Raw genomic sequence first — 13,037 nt, forward strand, 5'->3', positions numbered from 1 at the left:
GCTGGCGATTACCCTGGAGGTCAACGCAAAGCCATGGCCAGCCAGTAAGTCTTCAACGCGACGATGTACGTAACGAGCAAAGGCAACCACAGCGCGCTCTTGTACCAGAAGGCGACCGCTACGAACATAGCAATCGTCGCTCCCATTTTCATCGCTTCGCCGATCATCCAACTCATGATGGTCTCGGCTCCGCTCTTCGCCTTCAGGCGCGCCGCGAACAGTGCACCGGGCAGCCAGCAGATCGCGCCTCCGAGGAAGGCGGACAGCGCAGCATCGCCCGGCGGCTTGTAGAACAGCCACCACAACAGCGTCGCACCCAGGGACAAAACCATTTGCGCGGCCACTACCTTGAAAGGCGTGACCCGCGATGGACGACTCACATCAGGACCGAACAGCTTCTCTGCCTGGCCCCGCGTGAGCGGAACGATATTGTTATCTTGCGCCTCAACGTCCCACGAGTCGTCAGACGAACTGCGGGGCTGATTTCCTGAAGCGTGAATGTCTCCGCGTTTGTTTTGAGCGCTGTCTTGCCCGCCCACCGGCGCTCGATTCTGCTCTCGCACCGTCTTCAAACCCCTTCAACACATCAACCGACAGTTCGGAAACCACCCTGCGCTTTCGCCGCGCTTTCTAGGTGGCCTAGCTGATAAATCCGGGGGATTGTAAGCGATTGTCCTCGGGGATTCAATAGTTTAGGTGCGTCAAAAGCCAAGCGGACAAAGCTTAAAAAATGGTCTCGAAAGCGAGACTTTTCTTGCGGTTACAAGCAGATTTTCAGACGACGTGAGATTGCGTCGCGAAACTCAGATGAGCGCCCATCCAACAAGCGCTGCAACAAACCAGAAAGGGATCGAAACGAGGTGAAACGGACCCCACATGCCCTTCTCGCCCGACAGACGCACGGCGATGAGATTGGCGAGCGAGCCGATTGCCACCCCAAAACCACCGACGCTCACGCCGAACGCAAGCGCGCGCCAGTCCTTCGAAAACTCGGCGAGCACGATGGCCGCCGGCACGTTACTGATGGCCTGCGACAGCACCGCGCCCGCAGCATACGCACGCATCGGCGTGCCGATACCCAACTGCGCAATGAAGCCGTGGATGGCCGGCAACGCGGCCGCGCTGCGCAGCACAATGAACATCAGCATGAAGATGAGCAGAAGCAGCCAGTCGATCTTCAAGACAACTTCGCGGCGCCAAAGCAGGAACGCGACGGCAAGGACAGCAAGGCCGGGCCCGGCATGATGCGCGTCGGCCAGTGCGACGAAGCCGGCGAACGCAAGCACGCTCACACCGCATAACACACGGTCGACGCCGTGCTCTTCGGCATCGCCAGAAAGGTCGAGCGGCGCGTTGCGAAACATCGCGCAAGTCACGGCGCCGAGCATGAGCATGAGGACCGCGCAAAGCGGCAGCAACGCCCAGACGAACGCGCCGAAGGAGACGCCGCTCGTCTGCCAGAGGAAGAGGTTTTGTGGATTGCCGAGCGGCGTGAGGATCGATCCCGCGTTCACCGACAACGCAATCACGATGACGAGACGCTTGATGGGCAAGGGCGCGAGCCGATGCAGCGATAGCGCGAGCGGCACGACCGCGAACAACGCGACATCGTTGGTCAGCACCGTGGACAGCGCCGCCGCCAGCGCGACGAGGAGCAGCGCCAGGCCGCGTTCGCCGTGGATGTGATGCACCAGCCGATGCGCGGCCCACATCAGGAATCCTGACAATTCGATCGCTTTGGTCAGGATGAGCAGGCCGGCGAGCGTGAGCACGGTCTGCCAATCCACAAGACCTGGCAGCGAAGCCCACGAGCGCGGATGAACCACTTGCAACACGCCGAGCGCGAGCACGAGAATGGCGAGGACCGGCTCTTTACTGACGGTCCTCCAGACGCGCGTCAGGAGGTCGGAGCGCGATTGCTTGACGTTGTATTCCGACAAGACTCACGCGGCCGAATTAGGCGCTTCAATGCTGCCGCGTAGTTTGCTCAGAATGCCTTCGAGCGCGTCGAGGTTGCCGAAATCGATCATCACCTTGCCGCGTCCTCGTCCGCCCAGCTTGATCTTCACGCTCGCCGCGAGCAGATCCGACAGCTCTTCCTCGAGCCTGCGCGTGTCACGGCCGCCATCGTTCGCGGGACGCGCCTTGACTGCCGGCGCTTCCTTCGTCGTCGCGGCGACGAGGCGCTCCGTTTCACGCACCGACAAGCGTCGGTTCACCACGTGATTAGCCAATTGAATCTGCGTGGCGGCATCGACGGCGAGCAGCGCGCGTGCGTGCCCCATGTCGAGATCGCCTGCGAGCAGCATCGTCTGAACGGGCGTGGCGACGTTCAAGAGACGCAGCAGATTCGATACCGCGCTACGCGATCGCCCGACCGCTTCGGCCGCCTGCTCGTGCGTGAACGTGAATTCGTCGAGCAGGCGCTGGATACCCTGCGCCTCTTCCAGCGGATTCAAATCCTCCCGCTGGATGTTTTCGATCAACGCCATCGCGGCGGCGGCCTGATCGGGCACGTTCTTCACCAGCACCGGCACTTCGTCGAGCCCAGCCAGACGCGCCGCGCGAAAACGTCGCTCGCCCGCGATGATTTCGTACTGATCCGGGCCGACGGAGCGCACGAGAATCGGCTGCATGAGGCCTTGCGCGCGAATACTCGCGGCGAGCTCTTGCAACGCGCCCTCGTCCATTCGGGTACGCGGCTGATACTTGCCCGCCTGCAGCTTGTCGAGCGACAGGACTGACGGCGTGCCTTCGCCGCGTACGGCTTCGGTAATGTCGACGCTGCCGCCGAGCAATGCATCCAGGCCTCGGCCCAAACCCTTCTTCTTCATCACAGCGCTCATTTCGATTCCTCCGTTGGCGTCGTCCGCCAGATCGAATGGGTTTGCGTTACAGCGCGCGTACGCGCTCGATCATTTCCGTGCCGAACTGGATATACGCCTGCGCGCCACGCGACGACTTGTCGAACACCACGCCTGGCAGGCCGTAACTTGGCGCCTCGGCAAGGCGCACGTTGCGTGGAATGACGACATCGAAAACCTTGTCGCCAAAGTGTTCCTTCAACTGTTCGGACACTTGCTGCTGCAAGGTGATGCGCGGATCGAACATCACACGCAACAGTCCGATCACTTTCAGATCGCGGTTAAGGTTCGCGTGGATCTGCTTGATGGTGCTCACCAGATCCGACAAGCCTTCCAACGCGAAATATTCACACTGCATTGGAATGACGACGCCATGCGCGGCGCACAGCGCGTTCAATGTCAACAGCGACAATGCAGGCGGACAATCGATCAGGATAAAATCATAGTCATCGACTATATCCGCGATGGCCGCGCGCAGAATGTGCTCGCGGTCGTCCATATCCACAAGTTCGACTTCCGCGCCAGCGAGTTCACGATTCGCAGGCAGAACGTGGTATCCCACGCTCTCCGGTCGCACTACCGCCTCACGTAGTGTCACCCCGTCGACTAACACTTCGTAGATTGTCTTCTCGCATGCGCCTTTATTGACGCCACTGCCCATCGTCGCGTTCCCCTGCGGGTCCAGATCGATGAGTAGAACGCGTTGATCAAGTCCCGCGAGACTTGCCGCGAGATTGACCGCCGTGGTGGTCTTTCCAACGCCGCCCTTCTGATTTGCGACGCAGAAGATTTTTGCCATCGTTTTATGTCCTCGTTTCTTCGCTGTCAGAAGATCAGCTGCCGTTACGGCCGTGACGAAAGCGCCCGCGACGTGTTACTGCGCGCCGACGGCTACATGGATCAAGTGGCGCTCGGCATCGAGCATCGGAACATTCAGACGCTCGATGCGCTTCACCGTCGCGCCATCTGGCAGACGCGCGATTTCGTCGTCCGGTTGCAAGCCCTTCATCGCGAGAATCCGGCCGTCGTCCGCGACCAGATGACGCGCAAGTGTAACGAAATCCGCGAGGTCTGCGAACGCGCGCGAGACAATTACGTCGAATTTTCCCGGGACTTCGCAACCCGGCCGCAGATTCTCAACGCGTCCCGTCACGACGGAAAGATTCGCCAACCCCAACTGAACCTTCGCTTGCGACTGAAAGGCGGTCTTCTTGTGAACGATGTCGTTCAGCGTCACTTTCACGTCGGGTAAGACGATTGCCAGCACGATGCCCGGCAGGCCGCCGCCCGAACCGACATCCAAAATCGATTTTGGTTGGCGCGCCACGAGCATCGGAACGATGGCAAGCGAATCGAGAATATGCTGAATGAACATTTGCTTCGGGTCGCGGATCGCCGTCAGGTTGTAGACGGCGTTCCATTTGCCCAGCAGCGCAACGTAATCGAGTAGCTGCTGTTTCTGCGATGAAGTCAGCGCAAGCTCGAGTTCAGTCGTACCTCGGTCGAGCAAGTTAGCCAGCGATTCGTTTTGGTCCTTCATTGAACCACCGAGTTGCTGCTGGCCTGATCCTGATCGCTGCCTGCGTCGCGTCCGCGCCGGCCGAGGCCGCGCTTGAGATGCACCATGAGTAGGGAGATAGCAGCCGGCGTGATGCCCTGAATACGCGATGCCTGCCCGATCGTTTCTGGACGATGCTGCGTTAGCTTTTGTCGCGCCTCAAAGGAAAGGCCGCGCACTTCGCTGTAGTCGATCGTCTCTGGTAAACGCGTGTTCTCTTGCGCTCCGTTGCGCACGATCTCGTCCGCTTGCCGGTCGATATAGCCTTGGTACTTCACGCCAATCTCGATCTGTTCTTTGATCTGCGCGAGGAGAACTGGATCATCGGCTAGCGATTCGGCTGAACCGCATTCCCCGTTGCGCAAAGCGCAGACGCCATCGTACGAGACACCAGGGCGTCGTAGCAGGTCGGCCAAACTGTACTCGTGATCGATCGGCTTGCCGAGTAACGCGGTCGCCTCTTCAGCCGGAAGCGTCTTAGGGTTCACCCAAGTGGAGCGCAACCGCTCTGTTTCACGTGAAACAGCGTCGCGCTTGCGGCTGAAAGCATCCCAACGAACGTCATCTACGACTCCAAGCCCCCGCCCTGTTTCGGTCAGACGCATATCCGCGTTATCTTCACGTAGAGACAGACGATATTCCGCACGGCTCGTGAACATTCGATACGGTTCAGAGACTCCGCGCGTTACCAAATCGTCGACCAGTACACCCAAGTACGCCTCATCACGGCGCGGTGTCCAGGCATCCCTGCCCTGCACTTGAAGCCCTGCGTTTATGCCGGCTAATAGTCCCTGCGCGGCAGCCTCCTCATAACCCGTCGTGCCGTTGATCTGTCCGGCGAAGAAAAGCCCGCTGATGGATTTCGTCTCTAATGAAGCCTTAAGCGCACGCGGATCGAAGTAGTCGTATTCGATTGCATAGCCAGGACGCAAGATATGGGCGTGTTCGAGACCACGCATGGAACGCACAAGATTTAATTGGACATCGAAAGGCAGACTCGTCGAAATTCCATTGGGATAGAACTCGTTCGTAGTCAGCCCTTCCGGTTCCAGAAAGATTTGATGTGCGTCCTTCGATGCAAACCGATGAATCTTGTCTTCAATCGACGGGCAGTACCGCGGCCCAACGCCTTCAATCACCCCTGTGTACATCGGCGACCGATCCAAGCCCGATCGAATAATGTCGTGCGTTTGGGCGTTCGTGTGCGTCACCCAGCACGGCACCTGACGCGGATGCTGCTCGACGCGGCCAAGAAAAGAGAAAATCGGAACCGGATCCAAATCGCCCGGCTGCTCTTCAAGCTTCGAAAAGTCGATCGTGCGGCCGTCGATGCGCGGTGGCGTTCCCGTCTTTAGTCGGCCCTGCGGCAAATTCAACTCTTTGAGACGTGCGGATAAAGATATCGCAGCAGGATCGCCCGCGCGGCCGCCCACGTAGTTGTTCAACCCCACGTGGATCTTTCCGTCGAGGAACGTCCCCGCTGTCAGAACCACGGCACGCGCCCGAAACCGTAAGCCAACTTGCGTAACGGCACCAACGACGCGGTCACCTTCCACCATCAAATCGTTGACGGCTTGCTGGAACAGCCAGAGATTCGGCTGATTTTCCAGCCGATTGCGTATTGCCTGCTTGTAAAGAATGCGGTCGGCTTGAGCGCGCGTGGCTCGCACTGCAGGACCCTTCGACGAATTGAGAATGCGAAACTGAATACCGGACTCGTCGGTGGCGGCAGCCATCGCGCCGCCCAACGCATCGACTTCCTTGATGAGATGTCCTTTTCCGATGCCGCCGATCGATGGATTGCAGCTCATCTGGCCAAGCGTCTCGATGTTGTGCGTTAGGAGCAGCGTCCGACAGCCCATCCGCGCCGAGGCAAGCGCAGCTTCGGTGCCCGCATGACCACCGCCAACGACGATCACATCAAATTCTGAAGGAAAAAGCATGAAGATCTCGCATCGAGCGATGCGAACCTGAAGAAAGAATATCGACGAATTATATCGGGTTCTCGTTCGCCGGTTTTCCAACGATCCGGAAAAGGCGAAAAAAATGGCGTGTTTCACGTGAAACACGCCTTCGATATTTGACGCAACCTTTTAAACGGCCTTCTTTACCAACCCGAGGTAAGTCTCGATGACTTGGGGATTGTGTTGCAAATCTTGCGCGGGGCCTTTCAGGGCGAATTCGCCTGTCTCAAGAACGTAGCCGAAGTCAGATATCTGTAGTGCCGCGCGTGCGTTTTGCTCGATCAAAAGTATTGCGACGCCCGTCTTGCGAAGCGCGCTAACGATATGAAAAATTTCCTTCACGATCAAAGGTGCCAGACCGAGACTAGGCTCATCGAGCAACAACAATTTTGGCTTGGCCATCAACGCTCGACCTACAGCAAGCATTTGCCGCTCACCGCCGGATAGCGTTCCTGCCGCCTGCCTGCGGCGTTCCTTCAACCGGGGAAAAAGGCGAAAGACTGGTTCAAGCTGATCCAAGAAGTTTCGCTCCCCCGCTCGCTTGCGCCGATAGGCGCCTAGGACGAGATTGTCCTCAACCGACATCGAAGCAAACAGTTCCCGGCGCTCAGGAACAAGGCACATTCCACGTGAAACACGACGCTCGATAGGCAGCGCAGCGACATCCTCGTCCAGATACCGGATCACACCATTAGACGATCCTGTCTGCGGCAAAGCCCCCATGATTGCATTCAAAAGAGTGGATTTGCCCGCACCATTTGGACCGATCACCGACACGATTTGTCCGGCGCCGACCGTAAGCGTCGCATTGTGCAGCGCCTCGACTTTCCCGTATCGGACGGATAAACCATCGACTTGAAGAATCGGTACACTTTTTTGCATTACTCCACTCCACCAAGATACGCTTCGAGCACAGTAGGATCTTTCTGAACTTCTGAAGGCAAGCCTTCCGCAATCTTCGTCCCGAACTCCATCACGACAAGGCGGTCGGTGAGATTCATCACGAAGTCCATATCGTGCTCGACCAGCAGGATGCTCATTCCCTCTGCGCGAAGCCTACGCAGCAGGTCGGCAAGCTGAAGCTTCTCCTGGTATCGCAAACCAGCAGCTGGCTCATCGAGAAGCAAAAGCGTCGGATCGCAACACAGCGCGCGCGCAATTTCCATGATGCGTTGTTGCCCCAGCGCCAAACTTCCGGCCTCAGTGAATACATGCTTTTCCAGGCCGACGCGTTCGATTTGTCGCGCCGCCTCGGCCATCAGCCGACTTTCCTCCGCACCGTTCAAACGCGCGACGCTCCGCCAAACGCCGGTCTTTCCCCGCAGATGCGCGCCGATCGCGACATTTTCCAAGACGCTCATACCCGGAAGCATTTTCACGTGCTGGAAGGTTCGCCCGATGCCCCGCTTTACGATCTCCCGCGATGTCAGCTTCTCAATACGCTCGCCCCGAAAGCTGATCGCGCCGCTTGTAACCTGAAGCACGCCGGTCACGAGATTGAAAGTGGTGGATTTTCCAGCGCCGTTCGGCCCGATCAGCCCGATGATCTCCCCTGCCTTTATATCGAAACTCACATCGTTTACTGCGATAAGCCCGCCGAACTGTTTGCGCGCGTTATCGACGACAAGAAGCGATTCGCCCGCCACCGGCTTGCTGCGCTGCGGCAACGCTTCGCCGCGCTCCGGCACGCGCGCTCGCGGAGCGCTTGGAAACAAACGCGCCACGAACGGCCACACTCCCTGACGCGCGTATTGAAGCAGCAACACCATCAACACGCCGAAGACAATAACCTCGAAGTTTCCGTTCGCACCGATCAACTTGGGCAGCAGCGTCTGCAGATAATCTTGCAGAACGGTGAGGATAGTCGCGCCCAGAATTGCACCCCAGACATGCGCCACTCCGCCAACCACTGCCATGAACAGAAACTCGATGCCATGATTAAGCCCGAACGGCGTCGGATTCACCGCACGCTGCAAATGCGCGTAAAGAAAGCCGGAAATGGATGCAAGCACCGCCGCATAGACAAAGATAACGACGCGCATCCAGCCGGTATTGACGCCCATCGCCTCCGCCATCGTGCCGCCGCCGCGCAACGCGCGGATAGCGCGGCCTGGACGACTATTAAGCAGATTCTGAACAGATACGACGGCGAGCAGCACGACGACCCAAATCAGGTAGTAGATGCTGCGCCCAGACTCCAAGTGCCATCCAAAAAGGTTCAACACAGGAATTCCATTGATCCCGTCGTACTTGCCGAGCAACTCCATGTTTCCAAACAGATAAAACAACGACAGTCCCCACGCGATTGTGCCGAGCGGCAGAAAGTGCCCGGAAAGCCGCATCGTAATGAGGCCCAGAAACAGCGCGATGATCGCCGTCAACACCACGCCCGCGATCAACGCAAGCCACGGTGACACACCGTATTGGGTCGTCAGAAACGCCGTTGCATACGCGCCTACGCCGACGAACGCGGCCTGCCCGAAGCTCGTCATCCCGCCTATGCCCGTCAGCAAGACGAGCCCTATCGCGACAATCGAATACAAGCCGATGTAGTTGAGCAGCGTTATCCAGTACTCGGGCACGGCCACCGGTTTCGGCAACACGGGCAACGCAAAGACCACGACGAGGAACAGCCAGAAGAAGCGGTATCGATGAAGGAATGCCATTGCGTTACTCCTCGTCTTCATCGGAATGCGGGCTTGCCAGGCTTCGCCATAGCAGCACCGGAATAATTAGCGTGAAGACGATCACCTCTTTGTACGCGCTCGCCCAGAACGACGAATACGACTCCAGCAAGCCGACGAGCAGCGACCCCGCTGCCGCCAGCGGATAACTCACCAGACCGCCCACGATTGCCCCGACGAAGCCCTTCAAGCCGATCAGGAATCCCGAGTCGTAATAGATGGTCGTGATGGGTGCGACGAGTACGCCGCACAGCGCGCCGAGCCCCGCCGCCAGCGTGAACGCGAGCCGCCCCGCCTGCGTCGTGCCGATGCCGACCAGGCGCGCGCCCAGCCGGTTCACCGACGTCGCCCGCAACGCCTTGCCAGAAATGGTCCGGTCGAAGTAGAAGTAGAGCGCCACGATCAGCACGACCGCCGTGCCCACCACCCACACACTCTGCCCGGAGATCGACACGCTGCCGAGATTGAAGGTGGCGTCGGAGAACGCCGTCGTGCGCGATCCTTCCGCGCCGAACATGACGAGCCCGAGCCCGACCATCGCGAAGTGCACGGCCACCGCGACGATCAGCAGCAACAGGGTGCTCGCCTCCGCGATCGGCTCGTAGGCGAGTCGATACACGAACGGTCCCATCGGCACGACGATCAACAGCGTCAGCGCGATCTGCACGAACATCGGCAAGGGCTGCGCGAAGATTGCCTGCGTCAGTACCCATACGCCGACGGGAAACAGCACATACTTTCCCGCGAGCGTTGCGAGCAGCCGTCCAATCTGCCGATACCGCGTCGGATGCCGCACGATCCCCGCAAGTTCGGCGACGAAGCAACCCGCGCCCATGACGATGAGCAAGTAACACGTCGCCGGCAGCTTTTGCGTCTGCAGCGCGGCAAGCGTGAGCGCGCCATAAGCGACGAACTCCCCTTGCGGGATGAAAATGACGCGAGTCACGGAAAACACGAGCACCAGGGCGAGCGCGAGCAATGCGTAAATCGCGCCCGTGGTGATCCCGTCTTGCGCGAGGATCGCCGCAATCGATAAGTCCATACTTCCTCTTCAGAGCTTCCGCAAAAAGGTCGGGCTGCCGGATCGGCCCGTGAACATGGGAAAAAGCGGCGCGCCGCATACATCGGCGCACCGCTTTGCTATCTTGAAAATCGGAGAAAAGAACGCGCCTTTAGCAGAGCGCGCGCTCAAGTCCGATCAGTCGTTGAGCAGCTTCCACTTGCCATCGGAGATTTGCACCATCACACGCGCGCGATCGTCGAAGCCGTTGTGATCGTTCGATGTCGTGTTCATGATGCCGTGCGCGACGGGCAAGTCCTTCAGATTCTCCAACGCGGCGCGCAGCGCTTCACGGAACTCGGGCGTACCCGGCTGCGCTTTCTTCAGCGCTTCGGGGATCGCACGCTGAAGCATCTGACCGGCGTCCCACGCGTGACCGCCGAAGGTGGAAAGCGTACCCGCCCCGTTGGCCTTCTCATAGGCGTTCTTGTACGCCGCCGAGGACTTCTTCACCGGATTGTTTTCCGGCAGTTGCTCGGTCACGAGAACCGGCCCGGCAGGCAGGATCTCTCCTTCGCAATCCTTGCCGCATACGCGCAGGAAGTCGTTGTTCGCCACCCCGTGCGTCTGATAAACCTTGCCCTTGTATCCGCGCTCCTTCAACGCCTTCGCCGGCAGCGCCGACGGCGTTCCCGCGCCTGCGATCAGCACGGCATCCGGATTGGCGCCCACCGTCTTGAGCACCTGACCGGTGACGGACGTGTCCGTGCGGTTATAGCGTTCGTTCGCGACGATCTTGAGCTTGTGCGCGCTCGCCGCTGCGTTGAAGACGTTGTACCAGCCGTCGCCGTAGGCATCCGCGAAGCCGATGAAGCCCACTGTCTTCACGCCGTGCTTCTCCATGTAACTGGCGATGGCGTCGGCCATGAGCGCGTCGTTCTGCGGCGTCTTGAAGACCCACGCTTTCTTGCCATCCATCGGTGCAATGATGGAAGCCGATGCCGCCATCGAGATCATCGGTGTCTTCGAAGCCGAAGCGGCATCGATCATCGCGAGCGAATTGGGCGTGACCGTTGAACCGACGACTGCATCGACATGATCCTCGTCTATCAGCTTGCGCGTGTTCTGCACGGCGCGGCTCGTGTCGGAGCCGTCATCCAGCACGATGTACTCGACGGACTTGCCGCCAATTTCCTTTGGCAACAACGCGATGGTATTTTTCTCGGGAATCCCGAGCGATGCCGCCGGTCCAGTGGCCGAGAGCGTCACGCCAATCTTCACTTGCGCGAAGGCCGCGCCTGAGCTTACGAGCGCGCCCCCCGCGATGGCGAGCGCGACGCTTGCCCTGATCCATGTGTGCTTCGTTTTCATTGCTTGTCTCCAAACGCGACCGGCTGTACGCGCCGATGCGAGTTGTTATCGATGAAGCTTGCTTACTGCCGTCTGAACAGCCGCCCCAATCTATGTACCGCGAAACCACGTGCCTAGGCTGGTTTTCCCTGACCGTCGGCAGGCGCTGCATGGGGTTTTCGCGCCCTCTTCTCTTCCATTACGGCATGCAGAAAAAAAGGCGCGACCATGACAGACGCGCCTTCTTCGTTTGCGTGATTTCACATGCTCAGTTGCCCGAGAGCTTCCACTTGCCGCCGACGATCTCCACCATCACGCGAGCACGCTGATCAAGACCAGAGTGATCGTTCGCGCTCATGTTGAAGATGCCGTGCGATGCAGGCAAGTCCCTGGTGCCTTCGATAGCCGCGCGCAATGCCTCGCGAAACGCGGGCGTTCCTGGCTGACCCTTCTTCAAGGCAATGGGAATAGCGCGCTGGAGAATGAGGCCCGCGTCCCACGCATGACCGCCGAACGTCGAGACCGAACCCGCGCCGTATGCGCCTTCATAAGCCTTCTTGTAAGTGAGCGCGGCTTGCTTCACCGGATTGCTGTCCGGCAGTTGCTCGGCGACCAGCAACGGTCCGGCGGGCAGGAACGTGCCTTCGCAATCCTTGCCGCATACACGCAGGAAGTCGTTGTTGGCAACGCCGTGCGTCTGATAGATCTTGCCCTTGTAGCCGCGCTCCTTGAGCGTCTTCTGCGGCAGCGCGGCGGGTGTTCCCGCACCGGCGATGAGTACCGCATCCGCGCTCTGCGACATCATCTTGAGCACTTGCCCCGTGACCGATGCGTCGTTGCGCGCGAAGCGCTCGTTGGCCACGACGCGAATCTTCGCGAGCTCCGCCGCCTTCGTGAACTCCTTGAACCAGCTCTCGCCGTAGGCGTCCGCAAAGCCGATGAAGGCAACCGTCTTCACGCCATGATTCGACATGTGCTGCGCGATAGCGGTCGCCATGAGGATGTCATTCTGCGGCGTCTTGAAGACCCACGCCTTCTTCGCATCCATGGGTTCGACGATGCTGGCCGCGGCCGCCATCGAGATCATGGGCGTGGTGGTCTCGGCGGCGATGTCGATCATCGCGAGGGAATTGGGAACGACCGTCGAACCGACGAGCGCATCGACGTGGTCTTCACTCGTGAGCTTGCGCGCGTTCTTCACGGCTTGCGTGGAGTCCGTGGCGTCATCCAGCACGATGTACTGCACCTTCTGCCCCGCCACTTCCTTCGGCAGCAACGCGATGGTGTTCTTTTCCGGAATGCCGAGCGAAGCCGCCGGGCCCGTTGCCGAAACCGTCACGCCTATCTTTACGTCCGCGAAAACCTGAGTGCTGAATACCGCCGATAAACCCGCGACAGCCATTGCGACCGTCTTAACGCGTAAAGCCCACTTCATTGATTTGCGCCCCGTCTTGATCGTGAAACGTCCAGTTTGAAGCCCGCGTCTTTTCACCGACCGATGGGTCGGGAAATGCAGTTTAGCGGAGGCGCGTCATGCACAGCAAGCGTTTTGCAGGGCTTATGACGGCTGTCGAACGTAAGCTGCGACCGGGTGTGAATGCGAGTTTTTTGAATCCG

General features: G+C 59.4%; 11 protein-coding genes. All 11 read right to left on the minus strand.

Translation table 11 applies throughout. The features are described from left to right. Positions 1–20: 20 nt before the first annotated feature. Positions 21–500 carry an ATP synthase subunit I gene (locus tag NCT04_RS14595; protein WP_250466303.1) on the minus strand — a complete coding sequence of 160 codons (480 nt, stop codon included), beginning with the start codon at positions 498–500 and terminating at the stop codon, positions 21–23. Between the two features lie 303 nt (positions 501–803). Further along, positions 804–1,940: an SLC13 family permease gene (locus tag NCT04_RS14600; protein WP_244826611.1), complete on the minus strand. Its 1,137-nt coding sequence runs from the start codon at positions 1,938–1,940 to the stop codon at positions 804–806. Positions 1,941–1,943: 3 nt separating this feature from the next. Then, the gene (locus tag NCT04_RS14605) at positions 1,944–2,846 is read right to left on the minus strand and encodes a ParB/RepB/Spo0J family partition protein (protein ID WP_250466186.1); all 903 of its coding nucleotides are present in this window, start codon (positions 2,844–2,846) and stop codon (positions 1,944–1,946) included. 46 nt (positions 2,847–2,892) lie between these two features. Next, on the minus strand, positions 2,893–3,663 hold the full coding sequence (locus NCT04_RS14610) for a ParA family protein (RefSeq protein WP_250466188.1): 771 nt from the start codon (positions 3,661–3,663) through the stop codon (positions 2,893–2,895). Between the two features lie 75 nt (positions 3,664–3,738). Then, entirely contained in the window at positions 3,739–4,404 is a 666-nt protein-coding gene (rsmG, locus tag NCT04_RS14615) for a 16S rRNA (guanine(527)-N(7))-methyltransferase RsmG (protein WP_250466190.1), read from the minus strand. Then, on the minus strand, positions 4,401–6,365 hold the full coding sequence (gene mnmG, locus NCT04_RS14620; RefSeq protein ID WP_250466306.1) for a tRNA uridine-5-carboxymethylaminomethyl(34) synthesis enzyme MnmG: 1,965 nt from the start codon (positions 6,363–6,365) through the stop codon (positions 4,401–4,403). The genes rsmG and mnmG overlap by 4 nt, the downstream gene beginning before the upstream one ends. Before the next feature lie 150 nt (positions 6,366–6,515). Further along, positions 6,516–7,268, minus strand: coding sequence for an ABC transporter ATP-binding protein (locus NCT04_RS14625; protein WP_250466191.1), 753 nt, complete (start codon positions 7,266–7,268; stop codon positions 6,516–6,518). Beyond that, the gene (locus tag NCT04_RS14630) at positions 7,268–9,052 is read right to left on the minus strand and encodes a branched-chain amino acid ABC transporter ATP-binding protein/permease (RefSeq protein WP_250466193.1); all 1,785 of its coding nucleotides are present in this window, start codon (positions 9,050–9,052) and stop codon (positions 7,268–7,270) included. The genes NCT04_RS14625 and NCT04_RS14630 overlap by 1 nt, the downstream gene beginning before the upstream one ends. 4 nt (positions 9,053–9,056) lie before the next feature. Further along, a complete protein-coding gene (locus tag NCT04_RS14635) occupies positions 9,057–10,112 on the minus strand; it encodes a branched-chain amino acid ABC transporter permease (RefSeq protein ID WP_250466195.1) in 1,056 nt (351 codons plus the stop codon). A 156-nt stretch (positions 10,113–10,268) separates the two neighbouring features. Continuing rightward, positions 10,269–11,441 carry an ABC transporter substrate-binding protein gene (locus NCT04_RS14640; protein ID WP_250466197.1) on the minus strand — a complete coding sequence of 391 codons (1,173 nt, stop codon included), beginning with the start codon at positions 11,439–11,441 and terminating at the stop codon, positions 10,269–10,271. A 247-nt stretch (positions 11,442–11,688) separates the two neighbouring features. Continuing rightward, positions 11,689–12,855, minus strand: a complete 1,167-nt coding sequence (locus NCT04_RS14645) for an ABC transporter substrate-binding protein (protein WP_250466199.1) — start codon at positions 12,853–12,855, stop codon at positions 11,689–11,691. Positions 12,856–13,037: the final 182 nt, after the last annotated feature.

Source organism: Caballeronia sp. GAFFF2 (genome assembly GCF_023631485.1).
Lineage (GTDB): Bacteria > Pseudomonadota > Gammaproteobacteria > Burkholderiales > Burkholderiaceae > Caballeronia.